At 71.3% G+C, this 17,148-nt stretch carries 15 protein-coding genes; 9 read left to right on the top strand and 6 right to left on the bottom strand.

The features are described from left to right. Nucleotides 1-16 precede the first annotated feature (16 nt). From NCI01_RS08950 to NCI01_RS08940, 3 genes are all read left to right on the top strand, one after another. Nucleotides 17-397 carry a Gmad2 immunoglobulin-like domain-containing protein gene (locus NCI01_RS08950; protein ID WP_254181129.1) on the top strand — a complete coding sequence of 127 codons (381 nt, stop codon included), beginning with the start codon at nucleotides 17-19 and terminating at the stop codon, nucleotides 395-397. A 156-nt stretch (nucleotides 398-553) separates the two neighbouring features. After that, on the top strand, nucleotides 554-1,450 hold the full coding sequence (locus NCI01_RS08945; RefSeq protein WP_254181128.1) for a slipin family protein: 897 nt from the start codon (nucleotides 554-556) through the stop codon (nucleotides 1,448-1,450). Between the two features lie 234 nt (nucleotides 1,451-1,684). After that, nucleotides 1,685-3,517, top strand: coding sequence for a GMC family oxidoreductase (locus tag NCI01_RS08940; protein ID WP_254181127.1), 1,833 nt, complete (start codon nucleotides 1,685-1,687; stop codon nucleotides 3,515-3,517). A gap of 11 nt (nucleotides 3,518-3,528) precedes the next feature. Here NCI01_RS08940 and NCI01_RS08935 read toward each other — a convergent pair whose 3' ends face one another. Continuing rightward, nucleotides 3,529-5,781: a PQQ-dependent sugar dehydrogenase gene (locus NCI01_RS08935; RefSeq protein ID WP_254181126.1), complete on the bottom strand. Its 2,253-nt coding sequence runs from the start codon at nucleotides 5,779-5,781 to the stop codon at nucleotides 3,529-3,531. A 341-nt stretch (nucleotides 5,782-6,122) separates the two neighbouring features. Here NCI01_RS08935 and NCI01_RS08930 point away from each other — a divergent pair, with 341 nt between their 5' ends. The 3 genes from NCI01_RS08930 (at nucleotide 6,123) to NCI01_RS22690 (ending at nucleotide 8,520) form a co-directional block, all read left to right on the top strand. Beyond that, the gene (locus tag NCI01_RS08930) at nucleotides 6,123-6,407 is read left to right on the top strand and encodes an excalibur calcium-binding domain-containing protein (RefSeq protein ID WP_254181125.1); all 285 of its coding nucleotides are present in this window, start codon (nucleotides 6,123-6,125) and stop codon (nucleotides 6,405-6,407) included. A gap of 349 nt (nucleotides 6,408-6,756) precedes the next feature. After that, on the top strand, nucleotides 6,757-7,542 hold the full coding sequence (locus NCI01_RS08925) for a GmrSD restriction endonuclease domain-containing protein (protein WP_254181124.1): 786 nt from the start codon (nucleotides 6,757-6,759) through the stop codon (nucleotides 7,540-7,542). A 63-nt stretch (nucleotides 7,543-7,605) separates the two neighbouring features. Continuing rightward, nucleotides 7,606-8,520 carry a DUF480 domain-containing protein gene (locus NCI01_RS22690; protein ID WP_254181123.1) on the top strand — a complete coding sequence of 305 codons (915 nt, stop codon included), beginning with the start codon at nucleotides 7,606-7,608 and terminating at the stop codon, nucleotides 8,518-8,520. Nucleotides 8,521-8,628: 108 nt separating this feature from the next. Here NCI01_RS22690 and NCI01_RS08915 read toward each other — a convergent pair whose 3' ends face one another. Further along, a complete protein-coding gene (locus NCI01_RS08915; protein ID WP_254181122.1) occupies nucleotides 8,629-8,841 on the bottom strand; it encodes a hypothetical protein in 213 nt (70 codons plus the stop codon). Between the two features lie 96 nt (nucleotides 8,842-8,937). Next, nucleotides 8,938-9,219, bottom strand: a complete 282-nt coding sequence (locus NCI01_RS08910) for a DUF4287 domain-containing protein (RefSeq protein ID WP_254181121.1) — start codon at nucleotides 9,217-9,219, stop codon at nucleotides 8,938-8,940. Between the two features lie 419 nt (nucleotides 9,220-9,638). Between NCI01_RS08910 and NCI01_RS08905 the strand changes: the two genes are divergently transcribed. Genes NCI01_RS08905 through NCI01_RS08895 form a run of 3 tightly spaced genes read left to right on the top strand, consistent with a single transcriptional unit; the run spans nucleotide 9,639 to nucleotide 13,140 of the window. Next, nucleotides 9,639-10,370: a hypothetical protein gene (locus tag NCI01_RS08905; RefSeq protein WP_254181120.1), complete on the top strand. Its 732-nt coding sequence runs from the start codon at nucleotides 9,639-9,641 to the stop codon at nucleotides 10,368-10,370. A gap of 32 nt (nucleotides 10,371-10,402) precedes the next feature. Continuing rightward, nucleotides 10,403-12,496: a sensor histidine kinase gene (locus tag NCI01_RS22685; protein ID WP_254181119.1), complete on the top strand. Its 2,094-nt coding sequence runs from the start codon at nucleotides 10,403-10,405 to the stop codon at nucleotides 12,494-12,496. Further along, nucleotides 12,496-13,140, top strand: a complete 645-nt coding sequence (locus tag NCI01_RS08895; protein ID WP_254181239.1) for a response regulator transcription factor — start codon at nucleotides 12,496-12,498, stop codon at nucleotides 13,138-13,140. The genes NCI01_RS22685 and NCI01_RS08895 overlap by 1 nt, the downstream gene beginning before the upstream one ends. A gap of 372 nt (nucleotides 13,141-13,512) precedes the next feature. On the opposite strand, the gene NCI01_RS08890 is transcribed toward NCI01_RS08895, so the two are convergent. The 3 genes from NCI01_RS08890 to NCI01_RS22680 are packed head-to-tail and all read right to left on the bottom strand — an operon-like array spanning nucleotide 13,513 to nucleotide 17,147. Continuing rightward, nucleotides 13,513-14,442, bottom strand: a complete 930-nt coding sequence (locus tag NCI01_RS08890; RefSeq protein WP_254181118.1) for a serine aminopeptidase domain-containing protein — start codon at nucleotides 14,440-14,442, stop codon at nucleotides 13,513-13,515. Nucleotides 14,443-14,472: 30 nt separating this feature from the next. Further along, nucleotides 14,473-15,123, bottom strand: coding sequence for a response regulator (locus NCI01_RS08885; RefSeq protein ID WP_254181117.1), 651 nt, complete (start codon nucleotides 15,121-15,123; stop codon nucleotides 14,473-14,475). Beyond that, nucleotides 15,120-17,147: a sensor histidine kinase gene (locus tag NCI01_RS22680; protein WP_254181116.1), complete on the bottom strand. Its 2,028-nt coding sequence runs from the start codon at nucleotides 17,145-17,147 to the stop codon at nucleotides 15,120-15,122. The genes NCI01_RS08885 and NCI01_RS22680 overlap by 4 nt, the downstream gene beginning before the upstream one ends. Nucleotide 17,148: the final 1 nt, after the last annotated feature.

Here is a 17,148-nt window from a genome sequence, read left to right as displayed (position 1 = left end):
CTTCGGGAGGGACATCATGGGACTGATCACGGACGTGCGGGTGCGCCAGCCGGCGAAGGACGACCTGGTCGGGCGGCGGTTCGTCGTCGCTGGGATCGGCAACGGTTTCGAGGGGACGATCGGTGTCCGCGTGCTCGACGGGCGCGGCCGCGTCCTCGCCGAGGACTCCGCGCAGTCGACCGGCGGGATGGCTGCGGTGGGGGAGTTCTCCACGCACGTCACCGTGAGCAGCCCGCCACGTGACGGCTCGCGGCTCACGGTGCAGGTCTTCGGTGACAACCCCGGCCTGCCGGACGAGGGACCCAGCCCGGGCTTCAACCTCCGGGAGGTCGAGGTCATCTCGTTTGCCGACCTGCAGGGCTGGCTGGTCTACCGGGTGGACCCGGTCAAGGGCTGACTGCCAGGTCCAGATCTCCTGAGCAGGGGAGTGCCGAACTGAGGCGGCCCGCCCCGATTCGGCCCCGTCGCACGCGTCCGCTCGCGAGGAGGATCCTGGTCGATGAGGCCGACGAACGCTCGAGGGCGAGGCACTACTCACTCCCCGGAGGTCGTCATGGACGTCCTGATCTTCGTACTGGTGGCACTGCTCGCGCTTGTTGTCGTGGCCCTATCGGCCGGCTTCCGGGTCGTCAAGCAGATCGAACGCGGTGTGGTCTTCCGGCTGGGACGCGCCCAGCAGGAGGTGCGGCGGCCTGGCCCGATCATGCTGATCCCGTTCGCGGACCGGATGAAGCGGGTCAACATGCAAGTCGTGACCATGCCGGTCCCGGCGCAGGACGGCATCACCCGCGACAACGTGACGGTGCGCGTGGACGCGGTCGTCTACTTCCGGGTCATCGACCCGGTGCGGGCGGTCGTGGAGGTGCAGGACTACAACTATGCGATCTCGCAGGTGGCGCAGACCTCGCTGCGGTCCATCATCGGCAAGAGCGAGCTCGATGACCTGTTGTCAGATCGCGAGCGCCTCAACCAGGGCCTCGAGGTGATGCTCGACAGTCCGGCCGTGCCGTGGGGGATCGAGATCGACCGCGTGGAGATCAAGGATGTCGCGCTGCCCGAGGCCATGAAGCGCTCGATGTCGCGTCAGGCGGAGGCCGAGCGGGAGCGCCGGTCCCGGGTCATCACGGCCGACGGTGAGTACCAGGCGTCCAAGAAGCTCTCGCAGGCGGCGGCCGCGATGACGGCGACGCCGGGTGCCCTGCAGCTTCGTTTGATGCAGACGATGGTCGAGGTGGCGGCCGAGAGGAACTCGACTCTGGTGCTGCCGTTCCCGGTGGAGCTGTTGCGCTACTTCGAGGCGGCCGCCCACGCCGCCGACCCGGCCGTGCCGCGCGCTGGCATCCCGGATCGGGAACCCGCTCCGGAGGCTGCAGCTCCGGAGCCGGCATCTGACGTGGAGAGAGCGATCCTGGACCCGGCGCCCGACCCGGGGCGTCTTCCGCTCGACTGACAGGTCGTGTCCTGCACGGAGTGAGCGGACTCCGGCTCGATCTGCGCCACCACCAGCCGGCCGTCATCCGTACCTCGGCTGTGAGGACTTCGTGCGCTCCGACAGCCCCTCCTTGGAGACGTCGGCAACTAGGAGATGCCTGGGCACTGGCTCTCTTGTTTCCCCGCGGTGGGTGTGGTTGCGTGGCAAGACCGTCCCCGCCGTCCGGCGAGGTGCCACAACGAGGTGGGATCGATGGAGTCGACGTACGACTACGTGATCGTGGGAGCTGGATCGGCGGGCGCCGTGGTCGCCGCCCGGCTGAGCGAGGACCCGGATGTCCGGGTGTGCCTGCTCGAGGCCGGCGGGCCGCCGCCGCCCTCGGAGCTGGTGCCCGCCGCGGTGGCCAGCCTGCAGAACGACCCCGCGACCGACTGGATGTACAACGGCGACCCTGGTGGGGTCGGCAAGGGCCTGATCGGCGGCCAGATGATGGTGCCCCGGGGAAAGATGCTCGGCGGCTCCTCCGGCCTGAACTACATGGCGTACGTCCGGGGGCACCCGGGCGACTTCGACGCGTGGGCCGCCGGGGGCGCGGACGGCTGGTCCTACGAGGACGTCCTGCCCTACTTCCGCAAGGCCGAGGGGTTCGTGGACAGCCCCGAGCTCCACGCCGACCCCGACGTGCACGGGCACGACGGCCCGGTGGGCGTGTCGGTGCGCCAGCCGATCCTGCGTGCCTCGAACCAGTTCGTGGAGGCCGCGGGCGCCGCGGGGATGAAGCAGGGTGACTACAACGGTCGCGACCGCCTCAGCCCTGAAGGGGTGGCCTCGCTCTTCCAGACCACGACGAAGGACGGCAGGCGGACCTCGACCTTCCACGCCTACCTCGAACCGGCCATGGACCGGGGGAACCTCACGGTCGTCACCGGCGCGCTCGTCGAGCGCGTCCTGCTCGAGACGGACGGGGACGAGGTGCGTGCGACGGGGGTGGCTTACCGCACGGAGGACGGCACGTCGGAGGAGGTGGCCGCGAGCACCGAGGTGGTGGTCTGCGCGGGCGCCATCGGGTCACCGCACCTGCTGCTCCTCTCGGGGATCGGGGCACGCGACGAGCTCACCGCCGTCGGGGTGGACTGCGTCGTCGACCTCCCGGACGTCGGGCGTCACCTCAAGGACCACCTGCACACTCCCCTGATGTTCGCCGCCGACGGGATCGGCGAGACGATGACCGAGGTGGCGATGTCCCTCGGGCCGGACGCGTTGCGGGCTCCCGCTGGTCCGCTGCCGGCAGACCCCGCGGACGACGCGGACCTGCCCGAACCCCTCGCCGCTGCCAAGGCCGAGGCGGAGCGCCGCATCGCCGAGTGGTTCACCACCGGTCGCGGCCTCGCCTCGTCCTCTCTCTACGACGCTGTCGCGTTCTTCTCGACCGGGCTGGGCGACGAGCACACCCACGACGCGCAGATCGGATTCCTCGCAACGGGCTACACACCGCCGATCTGGGAAAACGTCTTCCGACTCCCGGCGTCCGCGTTCTTCGAGGACCCGGAGTCCTTCCTGGACCCGACGCGCGGCCAGGTGGTCGTCCTGCCCAATCCCGTCCAGCCCCACTCCGAGGGCTCCGTCACGCTCGCCAGCGCAGACCCCGCGGTCCCACCGCGCATCGAGCTCAACTACTTCGACGACCCGCACGACGTCACGGTCATGGTCGCCGTGATGCGCAGGGCCCTCGAGGTCGCGAAGGCTTGGCCCGGCGGCGGCCTGGGTGAGCCGGTCATCCCGCCGCACCTTGCGCAGGCACACGGCCACCTCGCCGGCGCCGAACCGAGCGACGCGCTGCTGGAGGACCTGGCCCGCCACTACGCGCTGACCGTCTACCACGAGACGTCGACCTGTCGGATCGGCGACGTGGTCGACCCGCGCCTGCGGGTCCACGGCATCGAGGCCCTGCGCGTGGCAGATGCGAGTGTCATGCCGAACGTCGTCAGCGGCAACACCAACGCTGCGGCCATCATGATCGGCGAGAAGGCAGCCGAGCTAATCGCCACGGACAACGGCGTTCACCTCCACGAGGTGGTCGGCTGAGGCCTGGGCGGCTACTTGAAGCGTGCGGTGTACGTCGTGGCGGTGGCCGGGGCGACGATCGTGTGGGTCTGCGCACCGCCGTCGGACCAGGACGTGAAGGTGTACCGCTTGTTGCCCTTCACCTGCGGTGACACCGCAGTCACCGTGTTGCTCGAGCCCACGACCACGTTGCGCGTGAAGGTGGCCTTCGCCGAGGAGCTGCCCACGGTGAGGGTCATGCCACCCGGCACGCTCGCGAACGTCAGCGCGACCATCCGCGGGTCGAGGCGGCGTACGACGGTGGTGCTCAGACCGCCCGAGTCGGTGGCGGTCAGCTTGAGGTCGAGGTAGACGGGCGCCTCGTGGTCGGGTGCGACGAAGGACCCGCTCGAGGCCCCGACCCAGCTCTGCATCGGGTGGGAGTGGCAGTTGCTGGGGCAGTGCTGGATGACGACGTCCCACGTGAGCGCCGAGGCCGGGAGCGCGCCTTCCTGGGCGTCGGTCGCACCGCCCGAGAACGTGATCGTGTCCCCGACCTTCCACAACGTCCCTGCCGCCGGGGTGTTGATCACCGGGACCGGCGCGGTGTTGCCGACGCTGATCACCACGGCGTCGGTCGCGGTCGCCCCTGCGGGGTCGGTCACCCGAAGCGTGGCGGTGTAGGTGCCGCTGCTGGTGTAGGTCCACGACGGCTGTGTGGCCGTCGAGTCGTCGAAGGCCCCGTCGCCGTCGAGGTCCCAGGCGAAGGCCAGAGCGTCACCGGGGTCCGGGTCGCTGGAGGCCGAGCCGTCGAAGGACACGGTGAGCGGCGCCGACCCGGTCGTCGGCGTGGCGGTGGCGTGAGCCACGGGTGGGCGGTTGGCGCTGGCGTAGGCGATCCGTCGGATGGTGCCGCCGTCGAAGTCGACGTAGAACAGCTCGCCCGTGGGGCCGACCTGCAGGTTGACCGGGTTGGCCGCGCCCGCCACGAAGGTCTTCACGAGGCCTGGCGCCGGGAGACCGTCGGCCCCCTTCGGCATCACCCAGATGCAGTCGCGCGAGTAGTCGGCGAAGAAGAGGGCGTCGTCGTACTCCGCCGGGTAGGGACCTTGACCGGCTCCGAAGGCGAACTGTGTGCCGGCGATCGAGGAGCTCCCCGTGGGGCACGACTCGTTGGGCACCACGCGAGCGGTGTGGTGGTAGGCGAAGTGCGGCGAGGTCACCGCGCCCGGCGAGGCGTAGAGGGACTCGCAGATGTCGAGGTTCGCGCTGTCGTAGCCGGCCTGCCGGTTCACGCCCTCGTAGCAGGGCCATCCGAGGTTGGGCACCTGGGTGGCGGGCGGGACGACCCGGTTGATCTCCTCCCAGTCGTTCCACCCGACGTCGCCGACCCACAGCTCGTCGGTGCCGGGCCGTTCGGTGAAGCGGAACGGGTTGCGCAGGCCGTGGGCGACGATGCGCCGGGCGTTGGGGTCCGACGACGCCGCGAGCGGGTTGGTCGGCAGGCCGGCTCCGGTGGCGGGGTCGACCCGGATCACCGAGCCGTCCAGGCTGACGGGGTCGCCACTCGTACGCAGGTCCTGGCTGCGCAGGGCCCCGCCCTCGGCGGTCGGTGGCGTGAGGGTCGCCCCGGCGCCGCCCGGCGGGTCCCCGCACGGGTTCACCGGGTCGCCGTCCTGGCCCCAGTCGGCGAAGTTGAAGCTCGCGCCGTCACCGGCGCTGGCGTACAACGCACCCGAGCGCCCGAACTCGACCGTGCCGACCGAGTGGCTGGGGTACTGCTGGCACCAGTCCTCGACCAGCACCTGCTCGGGACCGGTCATCGAGTTGCCGCTCGCCGTCAACCGCGACAGTCGGCCGCTGACCACGCACCCGTCGGCGGTCGCCCCCGGCGGGCTCGGGCACGGGTCGGAGTAGACGCCCGGGGTGCCCCACCGGGGTGCCGGCGCGGTCGACCCGAGCACGTGGTCGTAGGTGTAGAGCACGTAGACGTAGGGGTCGGCCGGGAAGTTCGGGTCCAGCGCCATCCCGAGGAGCCCGCGGTCCCAGAAGTTGTGCACGTTGGCGTTGAGGTCGGCGAAGACGTCGGGCGTGGTGTCGGCGAGCGAGTCGAACACCTTGATCACGCCGCGCTTCTCTGCGACGAAGACCCGCCCGTCCGGCGCGAACCTCACCACGGTCGGGTTGGTGAGCCCGCTGAATACCACCGACTCGGTGAAGCCCGCCGGCACCGGCGCTCCCTGGGCCTGGGACGTCAGCGTCACCAGCCCGAGGCTGCCGGCCAGCACGGCCAGCACGGCGAGCACAGAGCCCAGCGCCAGCCTGCCCCTTGCCCGTCGCAGACGCGGCGCCCATCGTCGTACGCGACCCCGAGCGTCCTCATCACCCGCAAACCCGCCCATGGTGAGACCTCGCCTCCGGTCCTCGACGGCCGCGACGCCGCCTTCTTCGAGGATGAGCAGCGAGGTGCGCCCGCGTCATCACCAAGAGTGGTGAGCGCCCGTGGCTCCTGGCCCGGGCGGTGGGTGGGTCTTGTGCCCCGTGGGACCGGCGCATGTCCGCGATCGCCGGACAAGGTCAGACGTCCTCGCCTACCGTCATGGCCATCGTGTCTCCATCGGGGCGACGCTCAACGGGGAGTCACATCGTGCACGCCACCAAGAAGTTCGCCGCAGTCGCTGCCACCACCTTGGCCGCCGCCACCCTGACGCTGGCCGGCCCGGCATCGGCCCACACCACCGGCCATCACGACAACTGCACCAACCTCAACAAGAAGTGGCCCCACGGCGTCGGCCTGGCCAAGGCCCGGGACCGCACCAGCGGTACGCCGGTCACCAACTTCTACCGCAACACCGCGGCCTACCGTGAGGCAGACGCTCACAACGGCACCCTTGACGCGGACAACGACGGCATTGCCTGCGAGAAGCGCTGACAGGAGCGGCTCCGTCGAGTGAGGACCGAGACGGCTCTCCGCTGAGCCGATCCGGACGCTCGTGCGGTTGATGGTCCACCGCAGCCGGTCGAGGAGAGTCTTGAAGCTCAGGCACGTTGCTGTGGGCGCCTTCCTCCTCGTCCTGGTCGGTCAGTGCAGCGATGCCTCCGACGTGGTGCCCGGCGTCCGAGACGCGACTCAACGGACTGACGCCGGCCGCTCGAGTGCATCACCCGAGACGTCTGCGGCGAGGGGTCGTCGCAAGCACGACACTTCCCATGAGTCGTCCCCACGCTCGCCCTCCCGGTCCTCGTCGGCTGAACATCAAGCTGACAAGGCGACCGCGGTGATGGCGCTCAACCTCTTGGCCGTCAAGGGGCGTGCGCCGATGTCGGGGTATGACCGGGACCGGTTCGGTCCGGCATGGCTCGACGCGGACCGGAACGGGTGCGACACCAGGAACGACATCCTTGCCCAGTACCTGCGTCCGGTGAGCTTGGAGAGCAACGGCTGTGTCGTGACCGCCGGCTCGTACGCGGATCCCTACACCGGGTCCAGGATCGACTACTGGGAGGGTCATGGGGCCCTCATCGACATCGACCACGTCGTCTCCTTGGGCAACGCGTGGGCCACTGGGGCCTCTGGCTGGCACATCAAGAAGCGCGCAGCCTTCGCGAACGACCCGCTCAACCTCCTCCCGACCGACGCTGGCGCCAACCGTCAGAAGGGGGATGGTGACGCCGCCACCTGGCTGCCCGCCAACAGCTCCTACCGCTGTGAGTACGTCTCACGTCAGGTCGCGGTGAAGGGCAAGTACGACCTGTGGATCACCCCGCCGGAGAAGGCAGCAATCCAGCGAGTCCTGGCCTCGTGCGACGGACAGGTCCTGCCAGCCGACACCTGGGGCGCCTCGACAGAGGTGGATCACAACATCTCCGACTCCTCGGACGCTGACGAGCTTCCTGCAGCCGACTCATCCGTAGTCGCGACGACGAGTCCGTCCGCAGGCGATGGAACAGTGCACTTCGACAACTGCGCCGCGGCGCACATGGCCGGTGCAGCCCCGGTCCGCGCCGGGGATCCGGGGTACGGCCCACACCTGGACGGGAACGGGGATGGAACCGCCTGCGAGTGACGGCAAGCGGCGGAAGGACGCTGTCAGATCCGCAATCGTTCCAAACGGATCTAAAGTCGTGACGTGACCGAGCTCCCCGTCCTCGACGCGACTGACCAGCGCATCCTCGGCAGCCTGCTGGAGAAGCAGACGACCGTGCCCGCCACCTATCCCCTCTCCGCGAACGCGCTGGTGTCGGCGTGCAACCAGAGGAGCAGCCGCGACCCCGTCACCGACCTCGACCAGCAGACCGTCGAGCGGACCGCGAAGTCGCTCAAGGAGCGCGGGCTGCTGCGGATCGTGTGGTCCGACACGGGGCGCCGGACACTGAAGTACCACCAGATCCTCGACGAGCACCTTGCCCTCGAGCCCGACGAGCGGGCGCTGCTCACGGTCCTGCTGCTCCGCGGCGCGCAGGCGCCGGGGGAGCTGCGCACCCGCACCGAGAGGTTGCACGGGTTCGCCGACCGGGGCCAGGTCGAGGATTGCCTGCGCCGGATGGCAAGCCGCCCGCAGCCACTGGTACGCGAGCTCGAGCGCCGGCCGGGCCAGCAGGATCCGCGCTGGATCCACCTCCTGGGAGCCGCGCCGGAGCAGACCTCAGCCGAAGCCAGCCCAGCTGGGAGTGCCGATGCGTCGCGCATCCGCGTCACACAGATCATCGCCGACCTTCACGTACCCGACCTCCCCGCCTCCAGGAGCTTCTACAGCGACTACCTCGGGTTGGCCGAGGAGGAGTTCAACCTGGGCTGGGTGGCCCGCCACACCTCGCCGGCATCCAGGGCGACGATCCAGGTGATGACCAGCGATGCCACCGCACCCGTGGACCCCGTGGTCTCGGTCATGGTCGACGACGTCGAAGCCGCCTACCGCCAAGCGCAGGAGCGGGGGTACGAGATCGTGCATCCCCTGACCACGGAGACCTGGGGCGTGACTCGCTTCTTCGTCCGCGCTCCCGATGGCAACGTGCTCAACGTCGTTCAGCAGCACGCAAGCTGAGGGCTTGTCATCCGCGGCGCTTGGGGCGCGTTCACCGCGCAGATGGCACGGCGACGCTCGCGGCGGACAGACGCAGCGATCACGCCTAAGAGGGCAATGCGCCTCGTGTCAGTCCCAGCCCAAGTACGAATAGACCTCATCACCCAGCAGCAGCTTCATCCGGTTCCGGTCGGTGGGAGAGGCCTGACCAAGGACGGAGACGAGGTCCTCCAACGCGCGCACGTCGTCGTCTTCGGTCGCAGTCTCTGGTCGATGCTCGACGAAGAGCACGAGGTCACGAAGCGCCTCAGCCAGCAGCATCGTCAGGTGGTCCTCGGGCACCACCAAAGGCTAGCGCCGAACCCACTCGCACTCGGCCGACCTGGACGTCCCCAGCAAGCGGCGAAATGCCGCACCCGACGGGGCCGACGACGCCTATCAGCGGCGGTCGACGCCGTCCAAACGCAGCTCGGTGGAGGCATCGGAGTGGGCGGTGCCGCTGTTGACGTGCTTGTCACCGATCGTCGCCCCGTTCTTGAGCACGCCGAACAGCGCCATCGCATGGCCCCGGCCGACGTCGTAGTCGTCCTTGAGCCACGATGCGAAGTCGCCCGCCTTGCTCTGCGGAGTGAATCCGCGCGCAGCGGCCTCCCTCAACAGCTCCTCAGGCGTCTTGCTGGTCTTCTTCTCGATCGCGTCGAGGTAGGCCTGGTAGCTCACTGTGATTCCCTTCGGTGGTGTGCCACCGACGCTAGTCACGCTGCCGCGTCACCGCTTCTCCGAAACCGCTGTGCCCCGCACAGCAAGTGAAGCTCGCTGGTCGGCAGAGTCGAGGCAGCCTCTACCCGCTCTCAACGTCGACAGGTTCATCAGCTCGCACAACTATCCGGCTCGACGGTGACACCGCCGACACCGCGACCGCGACGTTGTCGAGGTCAAGGGATCCAACCGCTGGCAGCACCTGCCCGACGCGATGCCGGCGCTCCCGCCGCCGCGCAGGGATGGTTCCGAGAACCCGCCCTGCCGGCTGCGATGTCTCAGCGAGGTCGGGACACCGCTCACGAGCGCCCGGGACACGCGTCGGAGAAAAGTCCCTCCTTGCCGGCGGAAGAGCCGCCGCACACACCAAGGAGACAGCAATGAACAGCACCGCCGCCGGCATCGCGCCGGCCAGCACCACCCCCGCCGGCACCGCCGAGCGGGCCGCCCCGACCACCCGCATCCGGCCCTTCGGTGCCACCTTGGCCGCCGCGGGGCTGGTGCTCGGAGCGGCTGGCAACACCGCCCAGGCAGTCATGACCCAGCTGCTCGGCGGACGTCCCGAGACGATCGACGACATGGTGGCCCTCGCGACCGAGAGCCCCACGCTCGTGACGGCCATGTCCGTCACCGGCACGGTCGCGCTGCCGTTGATGGCGCTCGGCTTCATCGCCGCGGCGCGCCTGCTCGCTCGGCAGGCGCGGCGCACCGGACGCATCGCTGGAACGCTCCTCGTCCTGGGCATGTGGGGCTTCCTCGGCCTCCAGCTCACTGGCCTCGTGCAGATCCGTGCCCTCGTCGACGGCGAGGCCGGACTGGCGGCCGCGACGTGGATGCAGAGCCTGCAGGAGGACACCCTGCTCGGCGCGCTCTTCGCCCTGCCGTTCATGGCCGGGACCGTGCTCGGCATGCTCGTGCTGACGATCGGCCTGCTCGTCAGGGGAGCCGGCGTGCCGCGGTGGATCCCGGGCGCGTGGCTCGTGTTCATCGTGCTCGACTTCACCATCGGCGCCGTCGGTCCGGTCGACCCGCACTGGCTCTACCTCCTCGGTGCGGTCGGGCTGGCCCACCACGTCCTCAAGGACGGTGCGCGGGCGTGGACGAACGCCTGACACGTCACGATCTGGCCCCCTACGGTGAGCAGGTGGCCGCGGATCGCGACGGGAGTCGGGTTGCCCTGACGGCAGCCCGGCTCCTCGCAGTGGTCGCCACGGCTCTCGCCGCCCTCGCAGTGGTCCTCCCGCTGGTGAGTGGCCTGGGCTACCTCGAGCAGCTCGTCCGCACCCCCGAGGCGGTCGTCGCCACATCGTTCTCGATCACCGGCGCGCTGCTCGTGCCGCACCCGCCGGCCCGCCGGATGGGCTGGCTGCTGCTCGGGGTGGGTGGGGCTTCGGCCGTCTACATCTCGGCGCTGTCCTGGACGGCGTACGCACTGGGTGGCGACGACTCCGCCGTGCTGCCGGCCGGCACCGACCTCGCCGCCGCCACCGCTTGGGTGGCGAGCTGGGCGTGGCTGCCGTCGTGGCTGGTGGTCTCGACGGTCCTCCCGCAGGTCGTGCCCCACGGCCGCCCCCTGCCCGCTCGCGGCTGGCGATGGTCCCTGGCATGCGCAGCCGTCGTCGGCGTCGTCGGTGTGATCACGATCGCGCTCACGCCGGGACCCTTCGACTTCTTCCCGGGCATCGACAACCCGCTCGGGGTCGAGGCAGTGGGTCCGGTCGCGGAGGTGGTGCAACCGGCGGTGCAGGTCGGTATGGCGGCGCTGCTGGTCGTCGCCATCGCCTCGGTCGTCGTCCGCGTCCGCCGAGCCGACGGCGTCGAGCGGCGACAGGTCGGCTGGGTGGGGTACGCCGTCGCACTGACCGTCCTGGCGATCGTCGTCGTGCCCTCGGGGTGGGCCAACCTCGTGGTCCTGCTCGTCCCGGCCGGGATCGCGGTGGCTGCCCTGCGCTACCGGCTCTACGACCTCGACCTCCTGGTCAACCGGACGATCGTGGCGGTCCTGCTGGTTGCCGGTGCCGCCCTGCTGTACGTCGCGCTGGTGGGCTGGGTCGGTGCCCTCGTCGGCACGTCCGAGGGCGCCGTGCCCTTCATCGCCGCGTTCGCGATCGCCACCGCCTTCCACCCCGCCCGCGTGCGCCTGCAACGTCTCGTGGACCGGCTGCTGTACGGACTGCGCGGGGACCCGTACGCCCTGATCCAGGCGGTGGACCAGTCGCTCCGAGAGGCCGCGACGCCGCGGGAGGCACTGGCTGCCGGCGTCGCGACAGTCCGCTCGGGCCTCCGGCTCCGCGGGGTCAGCGTCCTGGTCCGCATGCCAGATGGCTCCGAGGTGGAGGAGCGGGCCGGCGAGGCCGCGACTGCCGTCGCCGTACCCCTCGAGCTGCACGGACGACAGGTGGGCGAGTTGCGGGTCGCTCAGGCGGCCGGGCGTGACGCACCTGCTGCCGACGGGCCCGCGCCGCCGACCGGGGCGGATGCGCGCGCTCTGCAGGCGGTGGCCGGGCCGCTCTCGTCGGCGGCGTACGCCGTCCGTCTTTCCGGCGCCCTCGAGGAGTCGCGCACCCAGCTCGTCAAGGCGCGCGAGGACGAACGCCGCCGACTGCGCCGCGACCTGCACGACGGGCTGGGGCCGCTGCTGGCCGGGGTGGTCATGGCGCTGGACGTCGTGCGATCGGCGCTGGCTCGAGGTGACGGCGACCGGGCCGCCGAGCTGTCCGGTGCCGCCGCGGAGCAGGCGCGCTCGGCCGTGACGGACGTCCGCCGCCTGGTGGCCGACCTCCGACCGCCCGCCCTCGACGACCTGGGACTGGTCGGGGCGCTGAAGGCCCTGGTGTCCACCCTCACCGCCGGTGGCCCCGAGGTCGAGGTGCAGGCGACCGGGCGGCTCGACGAGCTGCCCGCCGCGGTCGAGGTCGCGGCCTACCGGATCGCGGCGGAGGCAGTGAACAACGCCGTGCGCCACTCGGACGCGTCCCGGGTCTACCTGTCTCTCTCCGCAGGGGACACCCGGCTGGAGGTGCACGTGCGCGACGACGGGGGCGGACTGCCCGCCGAGCTGACCCCGGGCGTCGGGCTCGCGTCCATGCGCGAGCGAGCCACCGAGCTCGGTGGGTGGTGCACCATCGAGACGACGACTGGCGGGACCGGCGTACGAGCCTGGTTGCCGTACGACGCACTCCCCGCTCCGATCGACGAGCTTCCCCCCGCCGACCGCAACGAAGAAGTGAGGCAGTGATGATCAAGGACCTGCGAGTCGTGCTGGTCGACGACCACCCGATGTTCCGACAGGGGCTGCGGACCCTGTTGGAGGACCTCGGCGTCACCGTCCTCGCCGAAGCGGCCGACGGGGAGTCCGGTGTCGCGGCCGTCGTCGAGCACCGGCCCGACGTCGTCTTCATGGACCTCCAGATGCCTGGCGTGTCAGGAGTGGAGGCGACCAAGCGCCTGTCGGACCTGGAGCCGGACGTGAAGGTGGTCGTGCTGACGATGGTCGAGGACGACCAGGCCGTCTTCGCCGCGATCCAGGCGGGCGCGCTCGGCTACCTGCTCAAGGGCGCGGGCCAGGAGGAGATCTCCCGGGCCCTCGCGGCCGTGGCGGCCGGTCAGGCTGTCTACGGCGCGGAGATCGCCCGGCGCCTCCGGGGCTTCTTCGCCGGCGGCGGGGGCGCGTCCGTGCAGCCCTTCCCGTCGCTGTCGGACCGGGAGCGGGAGGTGCTGGCGCTCATCGCCGAGGGCGCCTCCAACGCCGGCATCGCCCGTCGCCTGTTCCTGTCGGACAAGACGGTGCGCAACTACGTGTCGAGCATCTTCGCCAAGATCGACGTCGAGGGCCGCCCCGAGGCGATCGTCAAGGCGCGCGAGGCGGGGCTGGGTCGCTGACGCTGTGCCCTCGGCGTCCCGCTCGACAGGTGACCGGTGTCCCTGTCCCCCGGGACGTCGGGACCCCGAGGCTTGGAGTCGTTCCGCGAACGGTCGCGGACACCACAACAGGAGCACCTCGAATGAAGCACGTCCATACCATCAGCCGCACCACCAACCGCACGATCAGGCGCTCGGGCCGAATCCGTCCACACGTCCTACGGCGCGACGGCGTCCTCGAGGCTCCGAGCGAGGTCCCGGGCCGCGGGCGCTACGACATGGCGCTCGCAGCGGGGTGGAGGCCCATCGCGTGAGCGGGTTCGTCCGCCGAGCACCGGGTCGCCCGGGTTCCCCTGGCCGGGGAGCCCGGGCGACAGCCAATTCCCCCACCGCTCAGCGAACGGGCACCAGCGCCGCCGCCAAGCGCTCGGCGAAGTCCTCCGGGAAGCGGTGAGCCAGTCCCTCGACCACGTCCGTCCTGAAGCCTGAAGCGGCGAGGGCCTGCCCCGCCGCGACGACGTCGTCGTGGAGATCGTCGTCCTCTCCAACGATGAGAAGCGCAGGCTCCAGGGCCCGGGCACTGCTCTGCCTCGGCTCGCCACGTACGGCAGGCGCCACGGCGACCACGCCGGCGACATCGCACGGCGTCCCGAACCGAGCCCAGTCGAGTGCTACCCGCCCGCCCGCGGAGAAGCCGCCAGCGACGAGCGGCAACGACCGCGTCTCCGCCGACAGCGTCTCCAGGGCGTCGGCGATCTCGGCGGCGGCTCGTTGCTGGTCGGGCCAGGACCGGTAGCTGGGTGAGGTCCGTTGCGACGACCGTACGGCGAGCACGACGAAGCCGAGGTCCGTCGCCGGACCCCACGTGGCGAGCGCGTCGTCCGCGACCTCCTCGGCACCGTGCAGCGCGACGAGCAACCCGCGCGCTCGTCCGGACGGTAGCGCGAGACGATCACCTGTGCGGTCCGGCTCGGCGTTGGCCCGCGCCCAGCGCTGCCGGGACGACTCGACCAGCGTCGCGAACTCGGGCAACCCGACCAGGGACGCCAGGTCGTCGTCCTCGAGGAGGATCTCCGGGTCCCACCACCCGCCCGCGGCGTGGGCCTCGGCGAGGGTCGCCATCGCCGCGTCGAGCTCTCCCAGTGAGCCGTGCAGACACGCCCGGAGGTGCGCCAGCTCCGAACGCCACGGCAGCAGCTCCGGACCCGCGCCGATGAGCAGGGTCAGGGCCTCGCGCTGCTGCCCGGCGTCGTACAGCGCGAAGACGGAGTCGCTGACGGCCCGGTAGGTCTGGAGAGGCTCGACGGATGCGTGCTCGTCCATGGGGTCGGACGCTAGCGGACGGAACGAGCCTCAGCCCGGCTGCTGACCCATTCCAGCGCGCCTGGCGCGGGCGATCGCCTCGGCCCGGTCGGCGACGTCGAGCTTGCCGAGGAGTGTCGAGACGTGGTTGCGCACCGTCTTCTCGGACAGGAACAGCTCGCGGGCGATCCGGCGGTTGTCGAGGCCGCGGGCAACGAGGTCGAGGACCTCCCGCTCGCGCTCGCTGAGCTGGGGGAACATCTCCCGGCCGGGCTGGGCGGCCATCCCGGTGAAGTAGCCACCGAGGCGTGCGGCGACCGCTGGGCTGAAGACCGCCCCACCGGCAGCCACCGTCGCGACGGAGTGGAGCAGGTCCGCACGACCGGCCCCCTTCACGACGTAGCCGCGAGCACCGGCTCGCATCGCCGCGACGACGGCGTCGTCGTCGTCCGACATCGTGATCACCAAGATCCCCGTCTCGGGCGCCGCCGCCAGGATGTCGCGGGTGGCGTCGATGCCGGAGCCGTCGGGGAGGTTGAGGTCCATCAGCACGACGTCGGGACGCAGGGCGGCCGCCTTCTCCACGGCCTCCCGGCAGTCGTGCGCCTCGCCGACGACCTCGATGTCGGGAGCTCCCGTGAGCGCGGCTCGGACACCGTCGAGGAACAGGGGGTGGTCGTCGACGAGCAGGACAGTGGTCATCGGAGGTCTCCTACGGCGTGCGGCAGCAGTGCGTGGACGGTGGTGCCTGAGTCGGAGGTGCGGACCTCGAGCGTCCCGCCGACCTCCTCGGCGCGCTGCCGCATCGAGGCCAGGCCGAGGCCCGACCCGGCAGTGGTCGTCGCCGCCCCGAGCCCGACGCCGTCGTCGCTGACCTCCAGCTCGACGTGCCGGCCGTCCCTGACGCGCAGCGACACCCGGCGCGCGGCGGAGTGTCGTACGACATTGGCGAGCGCCTCCGCGGCGATGCGGTGCAGGGCGACCTCGACCGCCGGGGCAGCGGAGACGTGCTCAGCGATGTCGACCTCGACCTCGAGACCGGGCGCCCGGACGCGGTCTGCGAGCGCGGACAGGGCGCGGGCCAGCCCGAGCTCGTCGAGCGCAGCCGGACGCAAGCCGTCGGTGATGGCGCGCACCTCGGCCACGGCCTGGGCGACACCGTCTCCCGCGGAGCCGAGCAGGTGCTCGACGTCCGGCTGGTCGGACAGGTCCTGCGCGGTCTCGACCTGCAGACGGAGGCCGGCCAGGGTCGCACCCAGCCCGTCGTGCAGGTCGCGCCTGAGCTGGAGGCGCTCGTCCTCGCGGGCCGCGACCAGGGCTTCGCGACTGCGCTGGAGCTGGCGGTGCAGCTGGACCGCGGCGACGGCCGGCGCCACCTGGTCGGCGAGACCACGCACGACGACCTCGTCGCGCGGGTGCAGCGTCTGCTCGCCGGCGCGGGGCCAGACGTCGAGCGCCGCCACGACCTCTCCGCGGTGCCGCAGCTCGAGCTGGACCGGCGGTCCGTGACCGACCGCGCCTGCGGTGGCGACCGGTCGATCGCTGCTGTCACCGGCCAACCACACGCGGGCTGCCGGCAGGCGCAGGGTCTCGACGACCGTGTCGCACAGCACCTGGGGGACCCGCGCGACGTCGAGGCCGGCGTCGGTGAGGCTGGTCGCCAACGCGCTGGCCACCGCGAACGGATCGGCCCGGTCGCCGTAGAACATCCGGTCCACGCCGGCCGTGAGCCGCTTGGCGAGTGGCTGCATGATCGCGCCGGTGAAGCCGGCGGCCACGGCGGCGCTGAGTGCCGACTCGTGGCGCGGCAGCGCCTGGAGCACGGCGAAGAGAGTGAGGTAGCCGCCCGCGAGGCACGTGCCGAGGCTGGCGGCGACGATCGAGCGGCGAACGGCGACGTCGAGGTCGTAGAGGCCGTGCCGGGTGATGGCGACGCCGATGGCGACCGGGACCAGGGCCGCGGCGAGTGCCTGGGCGACGATGCCGACCGGCGAGGGCAGCGAACCCTGCGCGACGGTGACGGCGACGAGCAGCCCCGCGGCCGCGAGGAAGACGACCACCTGACGGCGTGCCAGTCCTCGGGTCCGGACCAGCCGGACGACGAGCGAGCCGAGGGCGGCGAGGAACGCCGGCAGGAGCATCGCCGCGCCGGCGTAGGTGAATGTCTGCGCGACGCCGAGGTTGCTCACCGGCTTCGTCAGCCGGATGCGGCCCTCGAAGGACTCGGGATAGAGCCCCACACCCACGGTCACGAGGGCGAGCCCGACGGCGGCGGCCAACGCAGCGAGGCGCCACAGCCTCCCCGGGAGCAGGCCGTCGGGGTAGAACAGCGGGACGAGGGTCAGCAGGGACAGGAATCCCGGCACCCACACGCTGCTCAGCAGCATCAGGGCGATGTCGGTCGTGGTCGAGGGCTCGGTGGCGACCTGGGCGACGACCGTGGAGAGCGTGACGATGCCCGAGCAACCGCCGGCGAGCATGAGGATCCACGCGAGGGACCGCCCCCCGCGGCGCAGTCCCGGCGAGCTGAGCACGACCAGGGCCGTCATCGGGTAGGCGATGGCCACCACGGCGTCCACCGGGACCTGGCCGGCCACGGCCAGGTCCCAAGCCTCGTTCGCAGCGGCCAGAGCCAGGGCGAGCAACCCTCCTCCGATGCCCGGGACCGCGGCCAGCGCCGCTCCCAGGGTCACCGGGCGTGACCGAGGTCGCGACGCTGGCTGCACG

Source organism: Nocardioides pinisoli (assembly GCF_024199985.1).
Lineage (GTDB): Bacteria > Actinomycetota > Actinomycetes > Propionibacteriales > Nocardioidaceae > Nocardioides > Nocardioides pinisoli.
Note: the sequence above shows the minus strand (reverse complement) of the source record. Positions and strands in the feature narration are given on the sequence as shown.